This window comes from Rubritalea squalenifaciens DSM 18772, from assembly GCF_900141815.1.
GTDB lineage: Bacteria > Verrucomicrobiota > Verrucomicrobiia > Verrucomicrobiales > Akkermansiaceae > Rubritalea > Rubritalea squalenifaciens.
In genome coordinates, this window is the sequence record NZ_FQYR01000005.1 from 212938 (window position 1) to 239135 (window position 26198).

Consider the following 26198-nt stretch of genomic DNA (forward strand, 5'->3'; position numbering starts at 1 on the left):
ACTCATAGTTGAAATGAGCGTCATGAGGGGTGTGGTGTGCCAGGTTGGCATGTGTGGTGCTGAGAGGGGTGGTGAAATGAACAATCCTAAACTCAACCTCCTCAACGTGAAGGAGCCCAATATACGCACATTGCATATCACCTGGGTAGCCTTCTTTATTACCTTTGTGGTGTGGTTTAATCACGCCCCGATGGCGAAAGCGATTAGCGAGACATTCAATCTCACCAAAGCCCAGTGGAAGGCCCTTCTGATCCTTAACGTGGCACTGACGATTCCTGCTCGTGTGGTGATAGGCATGCTCGTGGACAAGCTGGGGCCGCGGAAGACCTACAGTTCACTCTTGGTGATTTCTGGTGTACTCTGTGCCTGGTTTGCCTCGGCGCAAAGCTACGAGCAACTGGCCATTGCCCGATTTGCCATGGGCTTTGTGGGAGCCGGTTTTGTGATTGGTATTCGCATGGTAGGTGAATGGTTTCCGGCACGTCAGGTTGGACTTGCCGAGGGGATTTATGGAGGCTGGGGAAACTTTGGTTCTGCGGCTGCGGCCCTGAGCTTACCTTCCCTGGCTTTGCTTTACGGTGGAGATAACGGCTGGCGCTACGCACTCTACACTACAGCGGTTATCGCAACCCTCTATGGTATCTACTACTACATGGTGGCTCGCGATACCCCGAAGGGCTCCACCTATTTTAAACCGAAGAAAAGTGGTGGTATGGAGGTGAGTACCCCGCGTGATTTCTACTTCCTGCTGATCATGACCGTACCAATGTACGCTGCCTTGGCCGTTTTGGCTTGGAAACTTTCCCCATCGGGAGTGGCTCTACTTGGACAATCTGCAGTGAATATCATCTACGGATCTTTGGTTGCTCTCTTCGTCTTTCAGGTTTCCCAGATTTACCGCGTCAACAAAGACATGCTGAAGAATGGGGGAGTGGAGGAAATGTTCCGCTTCAAATTCAAGCAGGTGGCGATTCTTGATGTGAACTACTTCGTCACCTTCGGCTCAGAGCTCGCCGTGGTATCCATGCTACCGATGTTTTTCATGGAGACTTTCGGACTGGATGCGGTGAAGGCTGGTATGCTGGCCTCTGGATTTGCCTTCATGAATTTGTTGGCCCGTCCAGCTGGGGGGCTGATTTCCGACAAGTTTGGCCGCCGTAAGAGCATGCTGATCTTCATGGTTGGTCTGGCAACTGGGTACTTCATGATGAGCCAGATAGACGGTACCTGGGCTCTTCCGCTGGCTGTGCTAGTGACCATGGCTTGCTCCTTCTTTGTGCAGTCAGGTGAGGGAGCCGTGTTCGCCATCGTGCCTTTGGTGCAGCGGCGCATGACCGGTCAGATTGCTGGCATGGCTGGAGCCTATGGAAATGTGGGGGCAGTCGTCTTCCTGACTATCTTCTCTTTTGTGAGCGCTCCAACATTCTTCCTCATCATTGCCTGCTCCAGTGTACTTGGATTCGTGGCTACCATGTTCCTGGAGGAGCCTGCTGGACACACTGCCGAGGTTCTTCCTGACGGGTCAGTGGAAATGATTGAGGTGGCTTAATTCAAAAAATGCTTTCTCACAGGTTTGTGAGATGGGTGAAACTATGAAAGGATTGCTGTCATGAATCCTTCTAACACTGCCTCATCGAGACTCCGGGTCACGGTGGGGCAGTCTTGTCTTGCTGGTACTAAAGACCAGAATGAGGATTGCACCGGTGTGAGAATCGGTGCGGGGGAAGATTTGTGCACTAAAGGGGTGGCTGCGGTGGTGGCGGATGGAGTTGGAGCGGCCAGTGGCAGCAAGGTGGCCTCGGAGACCTGTGTGCAGGGATTTCTCTCGGATTATTTTAGTACGCCGGATAGCTGGACGGTCAAGACATCCGCCCAGCGAGTCATGGATGGTTTGAACCGTTGGCTCTACGGACAGGGACATGCCGAAGGGTTGAGTGACGAGAAGGGTTATGTCTCTACACTCAGTGCGATGGTGCTGAGATCGCGCACGGCATTTATTTTTCATATAGGAGATACCCGTGTCTATCGCATGCGCGATGGAGTTATGGAGCAGCTCACACGTGACCATCGCTCAGTCGTTTCACGGCAGACAAGCTACTTGAACCGAGCCATGGGCTTGAATCTCAGCCTCCAAGTAGACTACAAGGAGGTGGTTCTAGAGGTGGGTGATTGCTTCCTGCTCTGTTCGGATGGTGTCCATGATTGGATGACAGATGACTTGATCAGTGAGGTTTTACTGTCGAGTAAGGGCTTGGAGCATACGGCCGCAGAGCTCACGGAGAGAGCGCTAGCGGCAGGGAGTGATGATAATGTGACGAGTCTGCTGCTCCGGGTAGATGAACTGCCTGAGAGTGACATGGAAGAGGCGGCTCGTATTTTGGGGGAGCGCCCATTTCCTCCTTTGTTAGATCCGGGGATGAAACTGGATGGTCTGGAGGTGGAAGAGATCCTGGTGGAGAGTACTCGCAGTCAGCTCTATCGGGTGACCGACTTAGAGAATGGCAGGGAGCTGGTGATGAAAACGCCATCACCAAACTATCGCGACGACAAGGACTATATTGCTCGTTTCGTGGCAGAAGAATGGATTGGCAAGCGGGTGTCTCACAAAAACCTTGTGCAAGTTGTGCAGCGTGACCGCAAGCCGACATTCTTGTACTACTTGATGGAGTCTCTGGATGGCAAGAATCTCGCGCAATGGCTTGAAGAGAAGAAAGGAAAACCGGCAGTGGAAGAGGTGGTGGGGATTGTGAAGCAGATTGTTGATGCAGTACGAGCCCTCCACCGGAAAGAAACGCTCCACCAAGATCTCAAACTGGAGAATGTCATCATCAGTGATCAGGGTAAGGTATGCGTGATTGATTATGGTTCCTGCTCTGTGGCCGGTCTGAAGGAATCTCCATCAGATAAGGATGAGGAAGTGCTGGGGACATTGGATTTCTCCGCGCCTGAGTATCGGATGCCAGACTCGGAAAAGGCGAATACACGTGCGGATCAGTTTTCCATCGCGATGATTGCTTACCATCTGCTCACCGGAGGGAAATGCCCCTATGGGGATAAATGGGAGAAGGCGGATAGTTTGCGTGATTTTCATGCGCTGGAGTACATCCCTTCGTACCGTTACCAGGCGATGGTGCCTGTCTGGATGGATGGGGCGCTGAAGAAGGCGCTTAGGGTTTCTCCATCCAGTCGCTATCCAAGTATGAGCGAATGGATGCACGATATGGGCCACCCTAATCCTGAATTTATGGAGTCGAGGCACCTTCCCATGATGGAGCGAGATCCTGTAAAGTTCTGGAAACTTATCTCAGCTCTGCTGTTTGTTCTGGTAGTTATTCTAATGGTTCTTGGGGATTTTTGATGACCCGAGATCATAGAGATTATGTGAGGTGTTCATGGTGGGAGTGTGTGCTGGCACGCTGTGTGCTGAGTGGAAGGTGAATGGCTCCTACCAACACTCTTGAGAAGAGGTCAGCTAACGCGGAAAATGCTGCGTTAGTCGGTCGGGGTGTAGAGCAGGTGAATCTGATTGATCAGCTTTTGAGGGAGCAGCAGGAGTTGAGTGCAGTGGAGCGTTTCAGCCAAAAGCATGAACAGACCGTTGGGCATCTTCAGCAGCCACACTATGAGGACCTGATTCCCATCCGTAAACCATCCACAGGTGAGCAGTATGCCTTTGAGGTGGATCTGGACAAGTGTACAGGCTGCAAGGCTTGCGTGGTGGCCTGCCATAGTATGAACGGTCTTCACGACAACGAAAGTTGGCGGGATGTCGGGTCGATTACAGGGATGATTGACGGTACACCAGTGAAACAAACAGTCACCTCAGCTTGTCATCACTGTGCTGATCCGGGTTGTTTGAGTGGCTGTCCCGTGGGTGCCTATGAAAAGGAGGATAACGGCATCGTCCGCCATCTGGACGACCAATGTATTGGTTGCCAGTATTGCTCACTAAAGTGCCCTTATGATGTGCCGAAGTACGACAAGTCTCTGGGGATCGTCAGGAAGTGCGACATGTGCCATGACCGGCTGGAAGAGGGAGAAGCTCCTGCCTGTGTGCAGTCTTGTCCAAACGGCGCGATCAAGATCCGCTTGGTGGAATTAGGTGAGATCCGTGAAGGCGCCCAAGGTGGGAGAAGTATGATTCCGGGGGCTTACCGCTCTGACTACACGCTGCCATCTACAAAATTTATTAGCCGTCGTCGCGTGTTGAACGAGCGCATGAAGGCAAGCGACGAACATGACCTGCAGCCAGCGCACGCGCACACACCTCTGGTATGGATGCTCATGCTAACCCAAGTGGCTGTGGGACTTTCCTTGGTAGATCTCATGGGACGTTTTCTTGCTCCAGAGCAGTTTGCAGGGATTCATATGCTGCTACTGATTGCTGCCGTGGTGCTGGGAAAAGTTGGTCTGGTGGCGAGTTTTCTCCACTTGGGGAGTCCGCTGGGAGCTTGGCGGTCCTTCCTTGGTCTTAAGACATCCTGGCTGAGTCGGGAGGTGGTGATGTTTGGCGTGTGGATGCCAGCCTTGATGCTGGCGACTGTTTGCTCGGCTTGGCCCAACATCGGTAAGTGGGTTCCGTTTGCTTTGCCCGAATGGGCTGGAGTTTCCAGTGCTGGGATGACGGTTTTGTTAGGTCTGGCGAGTGTCCTTTGCTCCGTCATGGTCTATGTGGATACAAAGCGTGATTTCTGGGTGATGTGGAAAACGCTCTCACGATTTGGTGGCACTCTATTAGTAGGTGGCTTTGGTGGCCTCTTCGCTGTGGAACTGATAGTGATAGGCTCAGCAGGAGCTTTTGCTGTCACCGGGTTTATCTTGTCTTTGGCTCTTAAACTGGGAGCAGAACTCAGGCTGCTGGCTCCAGCTTGGCAGAAGGAATGGAGCTATGCGAAGAAAAGTGCTTTGCTTCAGCTGAAGCCACTGAAGACTCTGTTGACCCTGCGCTGGTGTGCGCTCGTGGCCGCGATTAGTGTGGGAGTGGTTGCGTCGATGTCTCCGCTCTATTCTGGAGCATTTGGAGTGACCGCCTTCATGTTATTGCTGGTAGGCGAATGGCTGGAGCGTAGGCTATTTTTCCAGGCGGTAGTCACCCTGAAGATGCCGGGCGAAATCAATCGTGCTCACTAAACTCAACTCTTGTACTCTGAACCGATGGCAGATAAGCGCAAGTCCCTAAAAGAACTGATCCCGCCGCTGAGGCAGTGGGAGGGTGCGAAGACGGACAGACTGGTGCGCTCACCAGGGAAGTTTGGTCTGGGCCAGACCCCAAAAGACCTGATTCCAGATGCCACCACGAGCATGGTCTGCGGCTTTTGCTCTACGGGCTGCGGACTGAACATCCATTTAAAGAATGGCGAAGCTGTTAGCCTGACGCCTGATACGGAGTATCCGGTGAACATTGGCATGGCATGCCCGAAGGGCTGGGAGGCGTTGACGCCATTGCAGGCAGATGATCGTGCGACTAGTCCAATGATTCGGGATCAGCGTGGAGGTGTGCTGAGAAAGACAACCTGGCAGGAGGCGATGAATTTGTTCTGTAATAAGTTCAAAGCCATCCAGAAAAAGCACGGTAATGAGTCGGTCGCTTTTCTGAGCACGGGGCAGATTGTGGCGGAAGAGATGGCCTTTCTCGGGGCGCTCGCCAAGTTTGGTATGGGGATGAAGCATGGAGACGGTAATACCCGCCAGTGCATGGCAACGGCTGTGGTTTCTTACAAGCAGAGCTTTGGATTCGATGCTCCTCCCTATACTTATCAAGATTTCGAGGAATCTGATGTCATTGTGCTGATCGGTTCCAATCTGTGTATCGCCCATCCCATCATGTGGCAGCGGATAGAGAGAAATCCACATCAGCCGGAGATTGTCGTGATCGATCCTCGAAAGACGGAAACCGCTGTGGCGGCAACCCAGCACTATCCCATTATGCCGAAGTCTGATCTGCTGTTCTTCTATGGCATCGCGAAATTATTAATCGAGAAAGGCTATGTGGATCCAGAATTTATATCCAAGCATACCGAAGGCTATGATGCCTTCCGCGCACATCTGAGCAAGTTTAGCCTGGAAGAGGTGTGCCTTGTCAGTGGAGTTGCTCTCACCGAAATAGAAAAGTTGGTAGATACCATAGGTCAGGGGAAACGCGTTTCCTTTTGGTGGACGATGGGAGTCAATCAGGGTCATGAAGCAGTGCGAACCTCACAGGCGATTATCAACTTGGCATTGATCACTGGGAATATTGGTCGCCCGGGTACCGGAGCAAACTCGATTACTGGTCAGTGTAATGCTATGGGGTCGCGCCTTTTCAGTAATACAACAAATCTGTTAGGTGGTCATGAATTTTCGAATCCAGAGCACCGAGCCAAGGTGGCTGCTGTGTTGGGAATGGATGAGGCTCTTATACCTGAAGAGACGGGCTGGGCCTATGATCAGATCATTGAGGGTATTCACGAGGGTAAGATCAAGGGACTGTGGGTGATAGCGACCAATGGCGCGCATTCCTGGATCCATCAGGACAAGTACCGCGAGGCCATGGAGAAACTGGAGTTCCTGGTTGTTCAGGACATGTATACCACTACCGAGACTGCAGAGTGTGCGGATCTGATATTGCCTGTCGCGGCCTGGGCTGAGAAGGACGGCGTGTTCATCAACTCGGAGCGCAGGATTGGACTGGTGAAGAAAGTTTCGAAAGCGCCTGGAGAGGCACTTTCTGATTTTAGTATCTTTAGGCTTATTGCGCATCATTGGGGATGCGGGGAATTGTTCTCTCAGTGGTCGAGTCCTGAGGAAGTTTTCCGTATCCTCACAAAGCTTAGTCAGGGGCAACCTTGTGATATTTCTGGTATCGAGGGCTATCAGCTGCTCGATGAGTTGGGTGGCATCCAATGGCCTTGCAGGAAAGAGGATGTATCCATGTTGAAATTGGATAATCAGAGAAGGCTGTTTGATGACGGAAAGTTCTATCATCAAAATGGAAAAGCGAAGTTCATCTTCTCTGATCCAGTCGAGGTTGCTGAGCAGACGGATGAGAAGTTTCCGCATATTCTCCTTACTGGTCGTGGAAGTTCAGCCCAGTGGCACACCCAGACCCGAACGAAGAAGTCTGCTGTACTGAGAAAGCTTTATCCGCAGAATATCTACGTGGAGATCCATCCCGAAGATGCCGCCAAGCTGGGGATTGAGGGGGAGGAGAATGTTCTGATTTCATCCCGTCGTGCAAGAGTGGAGGCCTCCGCCTATGTAACCCCTACCGTACAGCCCGGACAGCTGTTTATGCCGATGCACTATGCCAAGGCAAACAAGCTCACTTACGCATCGTTTGATCCCTATTCTCGGCAGCCAAGTTACAAGTACTGTGCGGTGAAGGTGGAGAGACTATGAATGGTATTCGCGGAATGGATGAGGCGCATTTGCAATTGAATGGTGAGATTTTTCACTGTGGAGACGGGTTGTGAAGATGGAGTGGTGGTCTTAGTTTGCAAAACCACCATTAAAAACCATGCTATCACAAAACCTCACTATCAAAGGGAAATTCAAGGCTACGGTCGCATGCCTGGTTCCTCTGCTTTTTACGTCTGCAGCAATAGCTGCTGAGAAGCCTAATGTTCTCTTTATTTGTGTCGATGATCTTGTGCCAACACTTGGCTGTTACGGCGATACGACTGCAGTCAGCCCAGAGATTGATGCACTGGCGAACAAGGGCACTACCTTCTTAAATCATCACTGTACCTGGGCGGTATGTGGGCCCTCCAGAGCCTCTCTCTCTACAGGTCTGATGCCTGAGGCCACGGGGGTGATGGGTTTTCGCCCGATTAGAGCACAACTACCGGATGTGATTACCCTGCCACAGCATTTCCGCAACCATGGTTATGAAACAGCAGCAGTGGGGAAGTTTCATGACCCGCGTACTGTGGGAACTATTGTGGATGCGAATAGTCCGACTGAGAATGGTAGTAATACCGATGATGTCCCATCCTGGTCGATCGCGTATTCGAAGTATAGCTCGGGCTATGATCCGGCAGGCAAGCCTGCGGTAGATAACTCTGATCTGCCAGATTCCGACTACACGGACCATAAGATACTCACTGATGGCAGAACGCTGCTTGCTACGATGGCCGGAGGAAGCAAACCTTTCTTTTTGGCGGTGGGTTTCAAGAAACCGCACCTTCCCTTTGTGGCGCCAAAGACTTACTGGGATCTCTACAATCGTGAGAATATGCCGCTCGCTACTTTTACCGCCTTGCCTCTCAATTCCAGTGAGAAGACGGATCTTACGCTGACTAACAATAATGAGATTCTTGGCTACGAACCCTTTGATATAAGCGGGCTACCCACTACTGATCAGCAAAAAGATCTATTACATGGTTATTATGCCTGTGTCTCCTTTGTTGATAATCTGGTTGGCCAGTTGATGGATGACCTGGAAGCCACTGATGATCCTCTGCAACCAGGAAAGAAGCTTTCAGAGACGACGGTCGTAGTCTTATGGGGTGACCATGGTTTCCACTTGGGTGACCACGGAAAGTGGGCGAAGCACACGAACATGGAGCGTTCTACATCCTGCCCTTTGATCATCTACGACCCAAGGATCCATACGACTGGTTCAAAGACCAAGTCTCCGGTGAGCACTTTGGATATTTATCCTACCTTGTGTGAGTTGGCTGAGCTGCCGATTCCTAGCCAGCCCATTAGTGATACGGTCACGACAGGTCGTCCACTTGCTGGTCGTAGTCTTGTGCCTGTATTGAAAGATCCAGAGGTTTCCGTGAACCAGGGGGCTATCACAGTCTTTAAAACCAACGGAAGTCATGGCTATGCCTATCGCACGAAGAGGTTCCGCTATGTGGAGTGGGTGAATGGAAGTAATCAAGTCATTGAGCGAGATCTCTATGATTACGAGGCCGATCCACTTGAGACCACAAACGTGGCTGATGACCCTGACTATGCCGCGATTGTCTATCAGCTCTCACGATCTATGAGAGTGGAAGTAAGTTCGGTGGACGCGGAGCGTTTGACGAATTCCTCCTCTATTGCCACGGGCGGTGATGCTGACATGCCTTTTGTGACGATCGAGCAGCTGGTTGGTGATGATCTCGGACTCAAATGGCCAGGCGCATTCGGAGTATCCTACCGTTTATTTTCTAGTGTGAATCCTTCTGGAGACTGGAGTGAGTACTCCACGGCGACGGATGAGATTGGAATCAACTCTGTCGAAGTAACAGGAGGTAATGGAAGCGAGTTTTTCAAAGTATCTTTCGGGGAAAATGTACCTCCAGCTTGGAGTGAGGACCCGTTGGTGAAAACCGATGCAGCTGTGGGCGCTGCTTACACCGGTAGCTTGGCCAGTGATGTCTTTGATCCCATTGCAGGAGGTACATTTACTTTCTCCAAGATTTCAGGACCTGATTGGTTGCTAGTAGGGAGTGATGGCTCTTTGTCTGGAACTCCGTCTGCATCTGACGAGGGGGCGGCCTACTTTATGGTGAGAGTGGTCGATGAGTTTGGAGCTGCTGCTACTGCTACTCTTCAAGTAACGGTAGGTACGAATGCCTCTACAGTGAGTACCTTCGAAGCAACAGACGATGCCTACGTTAAAGAGGCTGATGAATTTACCAACTTTGGTAGCGCTAATACCATGCAGTTGCGCCAACTCGATGCCTCAAACTTTGAGCGTCTAGGATACTTAAAGTTTACCGTGGAAAATGTCGGGACGGTGCAGAGCGTGAAGCTCTATCTGCACAGCTCTTCTGAAACAGATCAGGTGGAGGCATTAGCTGTAGAAAATAACAACTGGACTGAAGCCGATGTCGTCTGGAACCAAAAACCTGCCGTAGGGGATCCTATAGAGACAGGGAACGCGACCGCAGGCGCATGGTTCAGCATCGATATCACAACATACATTTCCGGCAATGGTACCTATTCCATTGCGATCAATGAATTGGGAAACACTGCTGGAAATATCGACACCAAAGAAGGGGGGGTTGCTCCTTATATTGAAGTGACGCATCAGTAGAAATCGAGTATTCTATCTGATCTGTGTAATCTAAAACTCTATCACAAATTATGAAAAACTATCTGAGGTTAATAGCAGTAGGCTTGTCGCTCTTGCCTCTTGGTGTGTGTGCCAAGGAGAATCAAGAGACGGCAAAATTGAACTACATCGTTAATGGTGACTTTAAGAAAAAGGGGATATCCCCCTGGAAGATTTTCTCGATCAATGAGGTCTCAAAGCCAGAGTATTCTGTGAGTGACGGGGTGCTCACGATTAAAGTAACGGAGCCCTCGGAAAAGTATTCCAACAGACAGATGGTGCAACCCTTGGAAGCTCTAAAAAGTGGCGAAACCTATCTATTGAAGTTCGAAGCCATGGCTTCGACGAATAATTCAACTTTGGTAGGGATGCTGTCGCGCAGCAAGGATTTCGGTAAAGGCCACTATGGATTCCGTAAGAATTTCGTGCTTGGTAAAGAATGGGGCGAGTATAAGGCGAGGTTTACGACTAAATCTTTTGATGAGGGCAACCCTCCTCAGCTCAAGTTCTTGTTTGGGTTCATGGGGGGTACGATTCAATTTAAGAATATTCGTCTGATGAAGGTTGAAAATTAAGTTCTGTAGAGAGTCAAAAGACGCGCATTGTGACGAGCGGCACCAAGGAAACTTGGTGCCGTTTATTTTTAGGTCTATAACATTATGTCAGGCTATGCGATAGTATGCGTGCATGGATCACCAACCTGATAGAGAGTCACTGCTGCGCAATGTGAAGATTTTTGTCTGGTTCCGGGTGTTGTTTAACGCCCGGTTTTACTATCCTATATTCGCGATTTTCTTTACTGATCTTGGATTGAGTGTGGGACAGTTTCTCTGGCTGAATGCTATTTGGGCGATCACGATTGTTCTGTTTGAGGTGCCCAGTGGGGTGCTGGCTGATTTGGTGGGTAGACGCAAGCTGGTGCTGTTTGCGGCGGCGAGCATGATGATTGAAATGGCCTTGCTGATCGTGGCTCCTCAGAATGGTGGCTGGGTGTTGTTTGGCGTTTGTGCCCTGAACCGCTTTCTCAGTGGCTTGGCTGAGGCTGCTGCGAGTGGTGCAGATGAGGCCTTGGCTTATGACTCCCTGAGTATGGCGGAAGAGACTGGTGAAGAGGTTGAGGAAAAATGGGACCGGGTGTTAGTCTCGGCGATGCGCTGGCGATCGGCGGGTATGCTGGTGGCCATGCCCGTTGGAGCTTTGGTGTTCGACCATGCGATGATGATTAAAGTCTTTGGTGATTATCCTGCCGTGATTAGTCTCAAAATGCCGGTGATCCTGTGCTTTGTGACCGCGTGTATTTGTTTCGTCTTGGCCTGTAGACTGGTTGATCTAGGAATCCGCAAGCGTCCTCCGGGGGCCAGAGCCCGGGTGGGGGATATCAGTGAAGGGATCTTGGATGCTGGTAAATGGGTCTTGAGAGCCAGATGGATCGCTGGGCTGATTGCTGCAGCCTTAATGATCGACGCGGTTTCCAGAACCTTCGTGACTTTACTCAGTGAGTATTACCGGAGCATCTCACTACCTGAGTATAGTTATGGTTTCATTGGGGCATTGATGTCTGTAGGGGGGTGGGTTGTGCCCATGTATGTCAGACCTCTGGTGAAGCTTTATTCGCCACGAACGAATATGCTTATGGCTGGTGCGATTGCAGTATTGGGCTTGTTAGGTGCATCGGTAGCTCATTCGTGGTGGGGTGTCCTCCCTTGCTTTGTCGTGATGATTTCACTGGTGCACGTGGGTTTCCTGATGAGCCGCTACATCAATAAGGAAGCTCCGAGCGAGATGCGTGCATCGATCCTCAGTGTAAACAATCTGACCCTCAATCTGGGCTATGGAGTTTTCTCGGCTTTGTTTGCCGTGAGAATGAAACAGACTGCTGGAGATTTAGGTGATATGGGGGCCTTCGATGAGGCTCTGAGCCTGACCCCCTGGGTACTTCTAGTTTATTTGGTTCTCTGGTTTATGACGAGCGCTTCTTGGAGCAGAAATTCACTAAAATAATAAGAAATGCGGCACCAGCTAAGAGGGCTGTATAGGATGAGAATCCGATGGCGATTCCTGTGTATCCAAGAGCGAGAGCGGTGCCAGCTGCGATCAGAGCGTATGGTAGCTGCGTAAGTACGTGCTCACGTGGACTGACCCCGCAAGCAAAGGAGCTTACAATGGTGGTGTCACTAAATGGGCTACAGTGGTCACCAAAGACAGCACCGCTGAAGACGGCGCCAATGACTGCTGGTAGCAGTGGATAGCTTTCAGGCGTCAGGGTTAGGTAGGCCGGAATAGCGATGGGCATGAGCAGTGCCATGGTGCCCCATGAACTCCCGGTGGTGAAACTCACCAGTGCGCCAGTGATAAATATGGCTGCCGGGAAATACTGGACCGAAAAGGTGGAGCCTATCGTGTCTGCTAACCACTGGGCTGTACCAAGCTCTTTCATCACACTGCCGAATGTCCAGGCCATGATGAGGATGAGTAGAGGAGAAAGCATGCTGGAGGCCCCTTGGGAGACGATCGAGGGTAGCTCGATTTTGCTCTTGTTAGGAAAGAGGATGCAAGCTGCTGCAAGTCCGATGACGCTGCCCAGTGTCAGGGCGTAAGGGGCGGCATTGCTGCTGAAGGCTGTGGTGAGTTTGTCCGCGGTAACGGGGAACAGAGGAGAGGTCTCCCAAAGGTAGAACAATGAGAGTATCGCACAGGCTAATACAATAATGGGAATGATTGCGGTGTGGATACTTGAACCAGTTTGTGAGCTTTGATGGGAAGTGGCTGGCTCATTAGCGGCAGCATTTTTCATCGGGCCGATATTCCATTGCCTCCAAATGACCAAGGCTAACAAAATTAGTGTGAAGGTGCAGTAGTAGTTCGCCGGGATAGATTGGAAAAACAGTGTGTATGCGGATTCTGTGACAGCGGTCCCCTCGGTGGATTGCTGGATGAGTGAAAGCTGGGTGGCTATCCAGGTGGAGATGAATGCGACGCAGGCTACTGAGCTGGAAGTGGAATCGACTAGATAGGCCATTCGGGCTCGCGGTACTCCTACACGGTCTGCGAGTGGCTGGGTCACTTTTCCTAGCAGAAGAGAGTTGGCTAGGCCGTCAAAGAAGCAAAGCAGCCCCATAAGCATGGTAGTGCCTTCTAGCTTGCGGGAGGGGTTTCCTGATTTTTTCTCAAGTAGTCTGAGGGCCAGTGATTCAAATCCGCCACCTTTCTCCAGTACCATGGCGAAGGATCCCAATACGAGCGTGAAGAGAATGGCTCCGATTCTCCAGCTCCCCTGCATGGAGGCAAAGAAATGGCTCTCAGTAAGGCTGATGAAGGATTGTCCGAGGTTTCCATGCGTGAGGAAGAGGCAGCCAGAGAGAGCCCCGGCGAAGAGACCTGCCACCGCTTGGCGTGATGCGATGATCGTGGCCAGTGCAACAAATGCGGGCCAGAGCGCAGCGATTGAAGTGGACTGGGTCGTCGCTGAAAGCACCCAGCTGATCAAAAGCAGCAGGCAGAGGGTAATGGCTGGTTGATACTTTCTAACCAAAGGCATGACGGGGCTTAGCATGGGCTAAAGCTTGTGCTGCTGCAACCATGAAGCTGACCGAGATAGTGGGAATACATGCTGGCGGTCATGACTCGTACCAGCATATGAAGACGATAGTGAAACAGATGCAGAGGGTCTTAATGCTTGGGTTGTTCAGTTTGTTGAGCGCAGCCTCTCAAGCTGGAGAAGTGAAGGTGGGTGAAGTAGCACCTGACTTTGAGTTGAAAAATCAGGACGGTAAAGTGGTCAAGTTAAGCGACTACAAAGGCAAAAAGAAAGTTGTTCTCGTTTTCAGCAGAGGTCACTGGTGACCGTTCTGTCTAAAGCAGCTGGTCGAGCTGCGTCGCGAGTATGACACCATCAAAGGGATGGATGCTGAGGTGATTTCAGTCTTCCGGGAGGAGAAGGAGGGGGTGGAAGGTCTTCAGAAGACAGCCAAGCGAACCAAGGCTTCCTTTCAGTTGCTTGATGACCTAGGTGCAACCCAAACTAAGGTTTATAGTCAAGAGGGGTTTGATTCTTACATTATCGGTATAGATGGCCGTGTGGAAGCCAAGCTGGACGGGGTGAAAAAAGTACGTCCAGCCGCAAAAAAATTAGTTGAAGAACTGTTAAAGCTGAGCGAGTAGTACCGCGTTAGTGAAAAGCACAAAGGTAGGTTCTTAGTGCGATAGTATCAGACCGTCGTCCTTTACTGGGCGACGGTTTTTCTTTGGGGCTATGATGTCTTGTGGTAAGCCTCGCGCATGAAAGTAGAGATATGTATCGATAGTGTGGGTAGTGCCTTGGCTGCGCAGGCTGGAGGAGCCGACCGGGTGGAGCTTTGTGCCAATCTGGTGGAGGGTGGAACCACTCCTTCATACGGAATGATCAAGCAGGTGAAGGAGAAGTGTGGTCTGGGACTCATGGTGATCATCCGTCCTCGTGGAGGGGATTTCCTCTATGATGAGGATGAAAAACAGGTCTGCCTTGAGGAGATTGAGGCGGCGCGTGCATTAGGAGTCGACGGGGTCGTGATTGGTGCGCTTAACAAGGATGCGACGATCGATAAAGAGTTTACCAAGCTCATGCTGGAGCGAGCTCAGGGCTTGGAAGTCACTTTCCACCGGGCCTTTGATATGACTGTGGATCTGAGTATCGCTCTGGAGGAGCTGATTGATCTGGGTATTACCCGCGTGCTGACTTCAGGAGGGAAGGCTGATGTTCATGCAGGAGCTGAAGTGATTGCTGATTTGGTGAAGCAAGCAGATGGGCGAATTTCCATCATGCCGGGTGGCGGTGTCTCCAAAGGAGATGTGGCGGCCTTGGTGAAAAAAACGGGTGTGATGGAAGTGCATACGACTGCCAGCCAAGAGATTTTCAGCAAAATGGAAGTACGCAATGACGGCTGTTCCATGGGGGCGGCGTCCGAGGGGCGCGAGTATGTGATCAAGGTGACCGATGAAGCCACCGTGAGAAACATCGTAGAGCAGGCCAAAAGTTGATTATTTGGCGAAGCCGAGCGGGAACATGATGTTCAGCAGCATCGTCAGGAAGAAGTTGAAGATTAGGATGGCCAGAGAGGAGAGCACCATCGCACTGGTGGTGCCCTTACCCACGCCGACAGCTCCGTTGCTCGCCTTGAGGCCCTGGTGACAGGAGATCAGCACGATCAACTGTCCGAAGACGAGACCTTTGACCATGGCGACAAGGACATCGACCAAGGCGGTGTGCCCATTCATGTGGTGAATCCAGTGAGCGATGGAAACATCAAAAATCTGGGTGCCGACGAAGGTGGCCGCCAGGATGCCGAAGGCTGAGGATTCGGCGATTAGCAGGGGAATGGAGATTGCCATGGCTCCGAAGCGGGGAGTGACGAGATAGTCGATCGGGTGGACTCCCATGGAGCGCAGGGCATCGACCTGCTCGGTCACTTTCATGGTGCCGATCTCCGCAGCCATCGCGGCGCCGACTCGGCCAGCCAGCATCAGGCCCGTAATGGTGGGACCCAATTCCCTGAGCATTCCCACGGCTACCAAGGCTCCGCCCAGTGTTTCCATCTTCATCTGGGTGAGCTGGAATAGCGCCTGGGCTGCCAGAACGGAGCCCGTGAAGGCGCCCGTGACAATGACCACCGGCTGGGAGCGGTAACCGATCTCTGCCACCTGCCGCATGTATTGCTGCCAGCGGTGCCTGCCACGCATGGCGGAGACAGCGACCTCCTTGGCGAGCGCGGTGAGCTCTCCCAGATAATTGAGAAAGGCAAGGACTGGAGTGCCAATGGTGCTGAGTAAGGTCACGCCATTTTTATAGGCCTGAATTTAAGGAATCCCAAGTATTTTGTTGAATTTCACCCCACTCGGGCAAGGCTTGTTGCATTATTGGAAACTCTGTCACTATCGGATTTTGACTTTGTCAGCAAACTTGTGCATGTTCCCGCACCGCTCGCGGGAAGAGCGGATATCATTATGGGTAAGACTCTTTACGAAAAGACTTGGGATGCGCACACCGTCGCCACGATGGACGATGGACGTACGCAGTTGTTCATTGGCACTCATTTGATCCATGAGGTGACATCACCTCAGGCATTTGGAATGATCCGTGACCTAGGTCTCACCGTCAAATACCCACAGCGAACCTTTGCGACCGTGGACCACATTGTGCCTACGGACAACCAGATCCAGCCCTTTGCCGATCCTCTTGCTGAGGCCATGATCAATGAGCTGAAGAAGAACGTGGAGCAGTACGGCATCAAGTATTTCTCACTTTCCACAGGGATGCAGGGCATCGTCCACATGGTCGGACCAGAGCAGGGGATCACTCAGCCGGGTACCACCATCGTCTGTGGTGACTCCCACACTGCGACCCACGGTGCCTTTGGCGCTATCGCTTTCGGTATTGGTACCACTCAGGTGCGCGACGTTCTTGCCACCCAGACTCTGGCCATGGCCAAACTGAAGGTGCGCCGCATCAATGTGAACGGCGAGCTTAAGCAAGGAGTCTATGCGAAGGATGTGGTTCTGCACATCATCCGCCTGCTCGGTGCCAAGGGCGGTATCGGCTTTGCCTACGAATACGGTGGCGATGTCTTTGACCGCATGACCATGGAAGAGCGTATGACCGTGTGTAACATGTCCATCGAAGGTGGTGCACGCTGCGGATACGTGAATCCTGATGAAACGACTTTCGAGTACCTTAAAGGTCGTCCATATGCTCCGAAGGAAGACGAGTGGGATGCTGCTATCGAACGCTGGAAGAGCTTCGCCTCTGACGCAGACGCTGAGTACGACGATGTGGTGAACATCAATGCCGCAGACATTGAGCCGACTGTGACCTGGGGTATTTCTCCGGACCACGGTGTAGGTGTTTCCGAGCTGATTCCAGATCCAGAAAAAGCAGAGACTCCTGAGCAGCGCGCAAGCATTCAGGAGGCGCTGGACTACATGAAGCTTCCGGCTGGTACTCCAGTGATAGAGATTCCAGTCGATGTGGCTTTCCTCGGTAGCTGCACAAACGGCCGTCTTTCTGACTTCCGCGAGGCCGCCAAGATCCTCAAAGGCCGCAAGGTGGCCGAGGGTGTGAAGGCCATTGCCGTTCCCGGTTCCCAGATCACTGCACACCAGTGTGAGCAAGAGGGCATCGCCGATGTATTCCGCGAGGCTGGTTTCGAGTGGCGCGCAGCAGGTTGCTCCATGTGTCTGGCCATGAACCCGGACAAGCTAGTTGGTGACCAGATCTGTGCCAGCTCTTCAAACAGGAACTACAAAGGCCGTCAGGGTAGCCCGACTGGCCGTACCATCCTGATGAGCCCAGCCATGGTCGTGGCCGCCGCCGTTACAGGCAAGGTCAGCGACGTGCGCGACTTCTAATCAACGGATAGATTTTTAAATGAGAAAGCCGGAGGGAAGCCTCCGGCTTTTTTTGTGGGTGTGACACTGCTAATAAGCGCCCTGTGAGTAGGTGAGCTCGTAGCTGTGGGTGTAAATCTCGAAAATGACTCCGAAGGGATCCTCTACGTAGACCATTTTATAGGGTTTTTCGTCGGGATAGTATTCCCTGATAGGCATACGTTGTTTTCCGCCATGCTCGACGATCTTCTTGACCAGTCCTTCAATGTCTGGGTCTTGTACGCAGAAGTGGAAAGTGCCGGTCTTCCAGTAATCGAATTCCTTGGGTCTTTCGTTCTTTTTGAAGGCGAAAAGCTCGATGCCGATTTTGTCACCCGTAGACATGTGCGCGATCTTGAAGGATTCCCACCCGGTGCCTAGCACGTCGATACACATCTGACCTATGGCGGTGTCCTTATCTTCAATGATCTCGGTAGGTTTCATGATCAGATACCATCCCATCACCTCGGAGTAGAATGAGACAGCCTGGTCGATATCGGGAACGGAGAGCCCGATGTGGGAAAAGGTTCTGGGGAATTTTTTCATGATGGCTTTGAACAGAGAACCCCAGAATATACTTATATTTAACTCTCCATCAAATAGTTGTTGGTTCTAATTAGAAGACTCTAGAAGTTGTAGGCTTCTAGCTGATGTGACAGTTTGGTACGGTTATTTCTCAGAGCAGTCATGAAAATTCTTCCGGTAGAATCTTCCAGCGGGGGTGAGCTGGTTCTTGAGAAGTCCCTCAAGGCCTGCCTTGTGGAGGACTGAAGCAGAATCTTCTTTCAGGTCGGCGATGGACCAGTGGCAGTGGCTGATACCATTCTGTCTCAGGAATTTCATCCATCGTCTGGCTTCCTCAGCGTAGACACCTCCATCACCATCAGCCTTGGTTATTCCCCATTCGGTAACAAACAGTGGAGCACCCAGTTCCATGGCCTGGAGCGCGGTATCGCGAAGTTTCTGTTGATGGGTGCCAGTATAGAAATGGAGCGTATAGGCGAGATTCTTGTCCAGGAGAGGAGACTTGGCGGCGTCTACTACGCGCTGGGAATAGAATGGGGTGCCGACAATAATCAGGTTGTCCGGGTCATGCATGCGGATGGCCTGAATGATTGGCTCCGCATAGGCCTTCACTTCAGCCCAATCTTGTTGGATGGGCTCATTGAAAATTTCATAAATGACGTGAGGATGGTGACCATACTTTTTGGCCGTACGGCTGAAGAATTCCTCTGCCTGTTGGGGGTATTTTTCTGCCTTGTGGGTATGCCAGTCGATGATCACATAGATGTCCTCAGTGACTGCGGTCTGAATCACGCTGTCGAGTAGCTTGAGTTGTTCACTTGGCTTGTTGATATAGCCCGTTTTTTTCTCCACGGCTATCGCGGCACGTACGATGCTGGCATTCCATTGTTGGGCAAGATGGGACACGGCTGACTGGTTGTAGAATTTGGAGCCAGCACTCCAATGACTCCAGTAGAGAGAGCTGCCTCCTAATGAGACTTTCTCTCCTTTCTCATTGGTGACATGGCTACCATTGACTTGTAGACGGCCGTGCTTGGAGACGACTCCGGCTTGTGAGGATGAGAAACAGAGGAGCTTGCAGAAGAGTAGAGAGAGGAGGCGGAGCATGGGATTATGTTATCGTTCTGATCGTGGCAACTGGTTACGCACGCTTACTCCTTTACATACACGAAAAAGCCACGCTCCTTGCAGAGCGTGGCTTGTTGAAATCGTTCTTTAGCTTGTGTGCTTACGCACCAGTCAGGAAGTTGATGACGTCGCCGTCCTTTACTTCGTATTCCTTGCCTTCAGCGCGGAGTACGCCTGCTTCTCTGGCTGCACCGATGGTCTTGTGCTTCACGTAGTCGTCGTAGTGAACAACTTCTGCGCGGATGAACTGCTTCTCGAAGTCGGTGTGGATCACGCCAGCTGCACGAGGTGCTTTGTCGCCAGCGATGATAGTCCAAGCGCGGGTTTCCTGAACACCTGTGGTGAGGAACGTGCGCAGACCGAGCAGGTGGTATACTCCTTTGATGAGGGTGGAGACACCGGAATCAGTCACGCCCATGTCAGCGAGGAAGTCCTTGGCTTCTTCTGGATCGAGATCCATCAGCTCTTCTTCGATACGGGCGGAGATCACGATAGCTTCGGCACCGTGCATTTCGGCAGCGTACTTGCGTACCTTGGCCACCATTGGGTGAGAGTCTGGATCGGCGACGGCGTCGGCAAGCTCGTCCTCGGAAACATTGCAGGCAAAGATGGAGCGCTTGTTGGTGAGAAGGAAGAAGTCCTTGAGGAGCTTCTTCTCTTCGTCGGAAAGTTCGAGAGTGATGGCTGGGTTGCCTTCGTTGAGGTGTGGGAGAAGCTTGTCGATAAGCTCCACTTCGGCCTTGGCTTCCTTGTCGCCACCTTTGGCTTTCTTGGCACGGGAGTCACGGCGCTTATCCATGGCTGCGATGTCCGCGAGAATCAGCTCAGAGTTGATGATCTCGATGTCGCGGACAGGATCCACGGAACCAAGTTCGTGAATGATGTCATCGTTCTCAAAGCAGCGGATGACCTGAACGATGGCGTCTACCTCACGGATGTTTGCGAGGAACTTGTTGCCGAGACCAGCTCCCTTGGAAGCTCCTTCTACGAGACCGGCAATGTCCACGAATTCAATAGCCGTAGGAACCAGCTTCTTGGAGCCTGAAAGATCACTGAGAACCTGGAGACGCTCGTCCGGTACTGTTACGACGCCGACGTTCGGGTCGATGGTACAGAACGGGTAGTTCGCTGCCTCCGCCTTGCGGGTGCGCGTAACTGCATTAAATAGAGTTGATTTGCCGACGTTTGGTAAGCCTACGATTCCTGCCTGGAGCATGGCGCGGGAGGCTAGATTGACCTACGGAACTTGCAAGTTCTAAATGACATGTGAGAGCTAATGTGAAGCATTTGTCCCATTAGTGCCCGCCCAGGGGGTAATCCAATTTGAAGAGCTCAGAATCATGGAGGTCGTTGTTCGGGGGGAGATTGTTATCTTTAGTAAGTGGGTGATGATAAATGTGTTGTCGGGGTTTGGATTATGCGAGCTGGTTGCTCATAAAGCTATAGTAACGATCTTTGGGTAACAGGCATGGTGTGTTCAGCTAAAAGCGGCAAGTTCATGAGCTTGCCCGTATGTAACAACACTTAGAAAAATGACTAAAACAACACCCTCACTAGGCTTGGCTGCAATGCTAAGTGCGACGTCGTTTGTGGGCATTGCGAGCGCTGCAAACGTCATCGTTAACTCCGACTTCGATAATGATAGCGGATCAGCATTGGGAACAAACGGAGGCACCGTGGATATTTCCGGCTGGGGCTCCATGCATCTCTACAAGCATTCCTACAATGGTACTCAAGGCCCTAAATTATCTGAAGTGGGCGATCAGAATTATGGTATCAATGATGACATCGTCCTAGGAGATGATGCTCTGACAGATACTTTCAAAGGTCTGGGTAATGCATCTCAAACCGTCAATCTGACCACGGCGCTGGACGGGGCGACCCTGACTGCGTTGGCAAATGGAACTGTTGAATTTGCCTTCAGTTCATGGATGGCAGGCTGGTCTGGAGACAATAATACCGTAGCTACCCGCCTTCGTTTCTTCGATACCACGGATGGTACAGGGACAGCTCTTGCTACTTACACTTTGGACCGGGGTGTAACCACCAATCAGGTTACTACCGCAGATTTCCTCGTGAACGGCAGCACGGGTACGGCTGAGTCGGATCCAGACTACTGGGCACTTTACGAAATCCAGGCGATTGTGCCGACGACTGCGCAATCTGTGATTGTGGATTTTGTTGCTGGTACAGGGCATGCGGGAGGCGGTTCGAACGATTGGTACGTAGACCAAGTAGTGGTGGATATCGCAGCAGTACCGGAGCCGAGTAGTACGGCTCTCTTGGGCCTCGGAGCAGTTGGTTTCCTTCTGAGAAGACGCCGTTAAATCGAAGACTTCCACTATGCGTGATGTAGGGGCCATCCTTGTTGTAGGGTGGCTCCTTTTCTTCTATAGATAGACTTATGCCGCCTGTGAATCGCCGAACTGCTCATTGGACTGAAGCTGACCTACCCGAGCTTCAGCAGGCGCGTTATCTCTGGGAAAACGATGAGCCAGCAAAGGCACTTGAGTTTTTTGAGCGTGCGGCAAAGCGCCATCCACGTAATCTCATGGCCTTGCTGGATGCTGCAAGAGCTCTGGGAAATGCCCACCGTCTTCCAGAGGCTTCCGCTTTGCTTACGCGTGCGAGCAGAGTACTGGAAAAATCTCCTCAGGGGCTGGAGCGACTGGGCCAGAGTTACCGTATGGCTTATATGCCGGACTTAGCTGCTGAGTGTTTTGCCAAGGCGGTCCAGCATCCTGAATGCCTGGAGTCGGTGATTGAGCTGACGATATACCACGAGAGACGTCACCAGCTGGATAGGGCTGAGAGTGTCTTGGCTCCGGCTCTTGCCCGGCATCCGGATGTAGCACCCTTGAAACTCTTGCATGCTCGCTTACAGTACAGGAGAGGTGAGTGGGAAACGGCCAAGAGTCTCTATGCGGCAGTCAGTGAAGATGGTCAGGCTCATCCCTATCATCGAGCACAGGCCTACTACGAGCTAGCTAATCTGGCAGATAAAGAGGAGGACTATCGTGGTGCCTACCAGTATGCTCTATACGCTAAAGATCAGTTGCGCCCTATCGCGAAAGGATTGGATGGGCAAAATGCATTATGGCGTGAGCGACATAAGACTCTGGTGAGAGCTTTGAGTCCTGAGCTTGTCAGTAGCTGGCAAAGCGAAGTGCAAGCGACTGATAAAACGCCAGTTTTTCTAACAGGTTGCCCGAGGTCTGGAACTACTTTGTTAGAGAGGGTTTTGGGGGCGCACCCGCAAATTCAATCTTTTGATGAACTGGATATCTTCCCAAGGTTTCTCTGTGGAGCCTATTTCAAAGATGCAGCTCCAGATTGTACCGGAGAGGAAGCTCTGGAATCATGCCCGGAGAGAAGACTTTCTGAATTGAGGGCGAGCTATTGGAGCTTGTTTGGAAATCACCAGAAATTAGGCCACGAAACTCAAGTGCTGCTGGATAAGAACCCCTCTGCATCAGGGAGTGTACCTGTATTTCTAAAGCTATTTCCGCACGCCAAGGTGCTGTTTGCCACCAGAGATCCGAGGGATATTTCAGTCAGTTGTTTTCTGCGATTTCTTCCCATGAATGCTGTAAGTGTATCTTTCCTGGATGCAGCTAGGACAGTGGACTATGTGAACGCGGAACTTTCGATGGGGGCTGATTTGAGGGATCGCATGCCTGCAGAGCAAGCAGTAGAAGTGCGCTACGAGTCCGTGATTGATGATCTTGAGGGGACTTCTAAGAATGCTCTGAACGCCATGCAGCTCGACTGGAGTCATGAGGTGGCTGCGTACCGCGAACTGAATTCACCCACTTATTTGGAGGTTACCCAGCCTATTCATCGCAAGTCCGCGGAGCGCTGGAAAAATTATGCCTTCGCTTTCGAGTCCCACTGGGATGAAATGTCGGACTTGTTAGGGCGATTGGATTATGCATAGGGCAGAGTGCTGTTTGGAGTCGATGACAGAGCGCTATTGACATAGACTGGTCCTAAAGGGCGTAGTGTCTTTGGGCTTATCATCCGGTGATGAGCTAGTCGCATATCATGAGCCAGGGTAATCACAGAGACTCGAAGTACTCTTCAGCATCAGAGCTGAAGTATGACCGGCTTGTGGCTGACCATCAGGAGAAACTCTATTACTTTATTCGCTCCATGGTTTTTAATCCAGAGGATGCTAGGGATGTACTCCAGGACGTGAATATGGTCTTGTTCCGGAAGCGTGCCTATTACGTGCAAGGGACGAATTTCAAGGCTTGGGCTTTTACCGTGGCCCGCTTTGAATGCCTCAATTATCTGAAGCAGTACAAGAAGGTGAAGTGGGATGCTCTGGAGTCTGCGTTGATTGAAAATATCGCGGACCATGCTGAAACCAAGGCGGATGACATGGAGCATTACCTGCGCGCGCTGGAGGACTGTCTTCCGCATTTGCCGGAGGAGGCTCGATCATTGGTCGATGCTCGATATCAGGAGCGTCGCTCTCTACAAGACGTGGCAGAAGATTGGTCGACTACGGTGGGAGCGCTGAAACAGAAGCTTTTCAGGGCGCGAGCGAATTTGAAAAAGTGCATCAGCGGCCGTATTCATGAGCTGTTGAAAAAAGGCGAAGATTTAGGCGGAACCAAATAAGAATCTGGCTGTAAGATGAGTGAAGACATGGACAGGGACTGGCAAGAATGGATCGACCGCATCGAGCGTGAAGATGTCACGGAGGAGGAACTTCGTGAATTTCGTGCTGCGCTCGAGAGTTCTCCGGAACAGATGGAGCATTATCTCGAGGCCTTGATGGTGGAGTCGTCGCTTGATCTGAAAGCGGGCTTGTCAATGCCAGCACCTACAGAAGCAGCCGGCAAAGTGACTTTCTTGCAAAGGTGCAAGCTGCCCTTGGCGGTGGCTGCGGCTGTCGCCTTTTCCGTCGGGACTATCATGTTCCTCACCAATCAAGAGGCGTCTGTTCCTGTGTCTGGTGAAAGTTATCTAGCCACGGTTTCCGATAGTAATCCTATCGCAGATGAGGCGGGCTTAAGAATTGGGGCTCCTTTACAAGCCGGTGAGATTAGCCTCCCTGAGGGAGCACGTGTGGGAATAGCGATGAGGAAGGGCGCTAGTTTGGAGGTGAATGGCCCGGCGCGCTTCAGGATCGATGATGCCATGAGAATCTATCTCTACGAAGGGAGGGTTCAGACCTACGCGCCTGAGTATGCTCATGGGTTTACCATTGAGACCGACGAAGGCAAAGTGATCGACCTAGGTACACGCTTTGTGACGACTTCAGGCACAGAGCTGGGTACAGAGATTCATGTGAACGAGGGCCTAGTGGAGGCTGATGTGAATGATCAGGTGACTCAGCTGGCCGAAGGTCAGGCAGGTATTCTCAAGGACGGGAAGCTGTCCAGCACGGACTATCTGGCCAACAGACTCAATGTGCCCCTGGATCCAACATTGAAAGATAGTGATGGAGATGGGGTGAGTGATGTGGTGGAGAGATTCTATGGGAATGACCCGAATGATTCCAGTGATCACCCGAGAATGTTGAGGCTGGAGGAGAGCTTTGTTGGCTACAAGGATGGTGAAAGAGAGGATGAGCCATTCATGGGTACGGGTAGTGCCGAGCGTTGGAAAGGCCGTGGTATATATTTGGGACAAGGTCTGGAATACCGCAATCATGGGAAGCAATTGCTGAGCAAAGGAGGAGGGTTCTCAACCGTTGGAATTGGACACATTGGAAACAGTCTTTATTTCAAGGAGGGGGACTTGCCTGACCAAGGAGTCATCTACATGAGTTTTCTGATGAAGGTGCCCGAGGTGAAAAGCGGTCACTCGTTTGGAGGGTTTCTGCTCTACAATGATACTTATAACGAAAAGCTGTTTGTTGGAGATTTGAGCCCAGTGACACAATTTGGCTCACGCTACGAGGAATCATCCGTACAGACGCGCTATCCGCAAGAAGTGGATACTGATGTTCACTTGTTTGTGATCAGGATTGATAGGACCAGACAGGTGACGGATATTTTCATGGATCCCCCCTTGGATGCTCTGGAGCATGATTTAAAACCCACTCATCGGCATCAAGGATCTCCTGATTTTGATAGCCTGATGCTACGTTCTGGAGGAGCAAAGGGCTATGTCACGCTCTTTGATGAGCTGAGGGTGGCTCTCTCGTGGGGGGCTGTTCTGCCGTTGGCGGACTAAATCTTTTTTTAGAAAGAAGCGTAACCGAATGGTGAAGCGTCTGTATGAGTGTGTCGGTGCGTATAGGCAGCGGCGAAAACCAAACACAAAATACCATGATGCAGAACAAAACCACCAAAGGTGTGTCAGCTCTCTTCGCCGTAGCTATGATGGGAGTGACACATGGAGCAGTAATCAATTTATCTGACTCGCTCGATAATATTGGGGCGTACAACGTAAGCCAAGATCTCGGAGTGACTATTACTGGAGACTCTGCCGTTTATGTGGTGGCTACGATGACCTTTGACGCCCCACTGACGAGCTCCGATTCATTTAATATCATCGAATTTGGCTCAACTGCGGGAGACACTGGGCATGCTGGAGCTGGACAAGGATTTGGGAATACCGAGTTTGTGATTTCAGGAGCAGGAAAGACACTGTCAGGTGTAACCATCACACCGGGTGTTGCTCACTTGGTTGTGCTAAAGGTTGACCAAACAACGGACCTGGCGACCTTATGGATTGATCCAAATCTCTCACTTGCTGAGGTGGGCGCTCTGCAAGATGCTACACGAACTACAGGGGGCTACTCCGATGATATTTCATTCGTGAAAGCTCGTGGAGGTAACTCAAATAATAACACGGTCGATTACACAGGCATCTCCGTATACTATGGGGGAGATACTCCTTTTGCTGCTATTCCAGAGCCTTCAAGTAGCTTGATGCTGGGCCTGTGTGGAATAGGTCTTGTCTTAAAGCGTCGTAGGTAACGCTCCATTCCCTCAGAGCTTAAGGATCTGGTGGATGTGGCTATGGGCCAATGGTTGCATCCACCTTGTTTTATTTTTTACTGTGCAAAATCACTAGAATGCAGGCTGTATGTGCTCCTTGATCTCTAGCCTGAAAGATTGGGTTGCAGTCTGCGTATCGGTTTGTTCAGATAATTTATCGC

General features: G+C 51.4%; 20 protein-coding genes and 1 pseudogene. 16 read left to right on the forward strand and 5 right to left on the reverse strand.

Annotated elements, in window-relative coordinates; all coding sequences use genetic code 11:
- Positions 1 to 76: 76 nt before the first annotated feature.
- From BUB27_RS14225 to BUB27_RS14255, 7 genes are all read left to right on the forward strand, one after another.
- A complete protein-coding gene (locus BUB27_RS14225; RefSeq protein WP_143184527.1) occupies positions 77 to 1549 on the forward strand; it encodes a NarK family nitrate/nitrite MFS transporter in 1473 nt (490 codons plus the stop codon).
- Between the two features lie 60 nt (positions 1550 to 1609).
- Positions 1610 to 3358, forward strand: coding sequence for a bifunctional protein-serine/threonine kinase/phosphatase (locus BUB27_RS14230; protein ID WP_143184528.1), 1749 nt, complete (start codon positions 1610 to 1612; stop codon positions 3356 to 3358).
- A gap of 80 nt (positions 3359 to 3438) precedes the next feature.
- A complete protein-coding gene (locus BUB27_RS14235; protein WP_143184529.1) occupies positions 3439 to 5130 on the forward strand; it encodes a DmsC/YnfH family molybdoenzyme membrane anchor subunit in 1692 nt (563 codons plus the stop codon).
- A gap of 24 nt (positions 5131 to 5154) precedes the next feature.
- Positions 5155 to 7377, forward strand: a complete 2223-nt coding sequence (locus BUB27_RS14240) for a molybdopterin oxidoreductase family protein (RefSeq protein ID WP_143184530.1) — start codon at positions 5155 to 5157, stop codon at positions 7375 to 7377.
- Positions 7378 to 7495: 118 nt separating this feature from the next.
- Positions 7496 to 10009, forward strand: coding sequence for a sulfatase-like hydrolase/transferase (locus tag BUB27_RS14245; protein ID WP_143184531.1), 2514 nt, complete (start codon positions 7496 to 7498; stop codon positions 10007 to 10009).
- Positions 10010 to 10059: 50 nt separating this feature from the next.
- A complete protein-coding gene (locus BUB27_RS14250; RefSeq protein ID WP_143184532.1) occupies positions 10060 to 10602 on the forward strand; it encodes a carbohydrate binding domain-containing protein in 543 nt (180 codons plus the stop codon).
- A gap of 112 nt (positions 10603 to 10714) precedes the next feature.
- Positions 10715 to 12028, forward strand: coding sequence for an MFS transporter (locus BUB27_RS14255; protein ID WP_143184533.1), 1314 nt, complete (start codon positions 10715 to 10717; stop codon positions 12026 to 12028).
- Here the strand turns inward: BUB27_RS14255 and BUB27_RS14260 are convergent.
- A complete protein-coding gene (locus BUB27_RS14260) occupies positions 11988 to 13580 on the reverse strand; it encodes a Na+/H+ antiporter NhaC family protein (protein WP_143184534.1) in 1593 nt (530 codons plus the stop codon). The genes BUB27_RS14255 and BUB27_RS14260 overlap by 41 nt on opposite strands.
- 119 nt (positions 13581 to 13699) lie before the next feature.
- Here BUB27_RS14260 and BUB27_RS19285 point away from each other — a divergent pair.
- From BUB27_RS19285 to BUB27_RS14275, 3 genes and pseudogenes are all read left to right on the forward strand, one after another.
- Positions 13700 to 13867: pseudogene (locus BUB27_RS19285) on the forward strand (redoxin domain-containing protein); the annotation flags it as partial.
- Positions 13868 to 13927: 60 nt separating this feature from the next.
- A complete protein-coding gene (locus BUB27_RS14270) occupies positions 13928 to 14188 on the forward strand; it encodes a hypothetical protein (protein ID WP_143184535.1) in 261 nt (86 codons plus the stop codon).
- Positions 14189 to 14305: 117 nt separating this feature from the next.
- Complete coding sequence (locus BUB27_RS14275; RefSeq protein ID WP_143184536.1) at positions 14306 to 15043, forward strand: copper homeostasis protein CutC; 738 nt, start codon at positions 14306 to 14308, stop codon at positions 15041 to 15043.
- On the opposite strand, the gene BUB27_RS14280 is transcribed toward BUB27_RS14275, so the two are convergent.
- Positions 15044 to 15838: an MlaE family ABC transporter permease gene (locus BUB27_RS14280; protein WP_234991761.1), complete on the reverse strand. Its 795-nt coding sequence runs from the start codon at positions 15836 to 15838 to the stop codon at positions 15044 to 15046.
- A 168-nt stretch (positions 15839 to 16006) separates the two neighbouring features.
- Between BUB27_RS14280 and leuC the strand changes: the two genes are divergently transcribed.
- A complete protein-coding gene (leuC, locus tag BUB27_RS14285; RefSeq protein WP_143184537.1) occupies positions 16007 to 17407 on the forward strand; it encodes a 3-isopropylmalate dehydratase large subunit in 1401 nt (466 codons plus the stop codon).
- Between the two features lie 69 nt (positions 17408 to 17476).
- On the opposite strand, the gene BUB27_RS14290 is transcribed toward leuC, so the two are convergent.
- The 3 genes from BUB27_RS14290 to ychF all read right to left on the reverse strand — a co-directional run bounded on the left by BUB27_RS14290 (position 17477) and on the right by ychF (position 20294).
- Entirely contained in the window at positions 17477 to 17971 is a 495-nt protein-coding gene (locus tag BUB27_RS14290) for a lactoylglutathione lyase family protein (protein ID WP_143184538.1), read from the reverse strand.
- Between the two features lie 123 nt (positions 17972 to 18094).
- On the reverse strand, positions 18095 to 19057 hold the full coding sequence (locus BUB27_RS14295; RefSeq protein WP_143184539.1) for a glycoside hydrolase family 5 protein: 963 nt from the start codon (positions 19055 to 19057) through the stop codon (positions 18095 to 18097).
- Between the two features lie 121 nt (positions 19058 to 19178).
- Complete coding sequence (ychF, locus tag BUB27_RS14300; protein WP_143184540.1) at positions 19179 to 20294, reverse strand: redox-regulated ATPase YchF; 1116 nt, start codon at positions 20292 to 20294, stop codon at positions 19179 to 19181.
- A 316-nt stretch (positions 20295 to 20610) separates the two neighbouring features.
- Between ychF and BUB27_RS14305 the strand changes: the two genes are divergently transcribed.
- The 5 genes from BUB27_RS14305 to BUB27_RS14325 all read left to right on the forward strand — a co-directional run bounded on the left by BUB27_RS14305 (position 20611) and on the right by BUB27_RS14325 (position 26016).
- Positions 20611 to 21405: a PEP-CTERM sorting domain-containing protein gene (locus tag BUB27_RS14305; protein ID WP_143184541.1), complete on the forward strand. Its 795-nt coding sequence runs from the start codon at positions 20611 to 20613 to the stop codon at positions 21403 to 21405.
- Positions 21406 to 21491: 86 nt separating this feature from the next.
- Positions 21492 to 23015 carry a tetratricopeptide repeat-containing sulfotransferase family protein gene (locus tag BUB27_RS14310; protein WP_159434975.1) on the forward strand — a complete coding sequence of 508 codons (1524 nt, stop codon included), beginning with the start codon at positions 21492 to 21494 and terminating at the stop codon, positions 23013 to 23015.
- 107 nt (positions 23016 to 23122) lie between these two features.
- Complete coding sequence (locus tag BUB27_RS14315) at positions 23123 to 23704, forward strand: sigma-70 family RNA polymerase sigma factor (protein ID WP_143184543.1); 582 nt, start codon at positions 23123 to 23125, stop codon at positions 23702 to 23704.
- Positions 23705 to 23719: 15 nt separating this feature from the next.
- Entirely contained in the window at positions 23720 to 25267 is a 1548-nt protein-coding gene (locus BUB27_RS14320; protein ID WP_143184544.1) for a FecR domain-containing protein, read from the forward strand.
- A 95-nt stretch (positions 25268 to 25362) separates the two neighbouring features.
- Positions 25363 to 26016, forward strand: a complete 654-nt coding sequence (locus tag BUB27_RS14325; RefSeq protein WP_159434976.1) for a PEP-CTERM sorting domain-containing protein — start codon at positions 25363 to 25365, stop codon at positions 26014 to 26016.
- The last annotated feature ends 182 nt before the right edge of the window (positions 26017 to 26198 follow it).

What these genes read in the sequence shown, in the direction of transcription:
- BUB27_RS14225 (WP_143184527.1), top strand. Translation starts at nt 77, where the DNA reads ATGAACAATCCTAAACTCAACCTCCTCAACGTGAAGGAGCCCAATATA.
- BUB27_RS14230 (WP_143184528.1), top strand. Translation starts at nt 1,610, where the DNA reads ATGAATCCTTCTAACACTGCCTCATCGAGACTCCGGGTCACGGTGGGG.
- BUB27_RS14235 (WP_143184529.1), top strand. Translation starts at nt 3,439, where the DNA reads ATGGCTCCTACCAACACTCTTGAGAAGAGGTCAGCTAACGCGGAAAAT.
- BUB27_RS14240 (WP_143184530.1), top strand. Translation starts at nt 5,155, where the DNA reads ATGGCAGATAAGCGCAAGTCCCTAAAAGAACTGATCCCGCCGCTGAGG.
- BUB27_RS14245 (WP_143184531.1), top strand. Translation starts at nt 7,496, where the DNA reads ATGCTATCACAAAACCTCACTATCAAAGGGAAATTCAAGGCTACGGTC.
- BUB27_RS14250 (WP_143184532.1), top strand. Translation starts at nt 10,060, where the DNA reads ATGAAAAACTATCTGAGGTTAATAGCAGTAGGCTTGTCGCTCTTGCCT.
- BUB27_RS14255 (WP_143184533.1), top strand. Translation starts at nt 10,715, where the DNA reads ATGGATCACCAACCTGATAGAGAGTCACTGCTGCGCAATGTGAAGATT.
- BUB27_RS14260 (WP_143184534.1), bottom strand. Translation starts at nt 13,580, where the DNA reads ATGCTAAGCCCCGTCATGCCTTTGGTTAGAAAGTATCAACCAGCCATT.
- BUB27_RS14270 (WP_143184535.1), top strand. Translation starts at nt 13,928, where the DNA reads ATGGATGCTGAGGTGATTTCAGTCTTCCGGGAGGAGAAGGAGGGGGTG.
- BUB27_RS14275 (WP_143184536.1), top strand. Translation starts at nt 14,306, where the DNA reads ATGAAAGTAGAGATATGTATCGATAGTGTGGGTAGTGCCTTGGCTGCG.
- leuC (WP_143184537.1), top strand. Translation starts at nt 16,007, where the DNA reads ATGGGTAAGACTCTTTACGAAAAGACTTGGGATGCGCACACCGTCGCC.
- BUB27_RS14290 (WP_143184538.1), bottom strand. Translation starts at nt 17,971, where the DNA reads ATGAAAAAATTCCCCAGAACCTTTTCCCACATCGGGCTCTCCGTTCCC.
- BUB27_RS14295 (WP_143184539.1), bottom strand. Translation starts at nt 19,057, where the DNA reads ATGCTCCGCCTCCTCTCTCTACTCTTCTGCAAGCTCCTCTGTTTCTCA.
- ychF (WP_143184540.1), bottom strand. Translation starts at nt 20,294, where the DNA reads ATGCTCCAGGCAGGAATCGTAGGCTTACCAAACGTCGGCAAATCAACT.
- BUB27_RS14305 (WP_143184541.1), top strand. Translation starts at nt 20,611, where the DNA reads ATGACTAAAACAACACCCTCACTAGGCTTGGCTGCAATGCTAAGTGCG.
- BUB27_RS14315 (WP_143184543.1), top strand. Translation starts at nt 23,123, where the DNA reads ATGAGCCAGGGTAATCACAGAGACTCGAAGTACTCTTCAGCATCAGAG.
- BUB27_RS14320 (WP_143184544.1), top strand. Translation starts at nt 23,720, where the DNA reads ATGAGTGAAGACATGGACAGGGACTGGCAAGAATGGATCGACCGCATC.
- BUB27_RS14325 (WP_159434976.1), top strand. Translation starts at nt 25,363, where the DNA reads ATGATGCAGAACAAAACCACCAAAGGTGTGTCAGCTCTCTTCGCCGTA.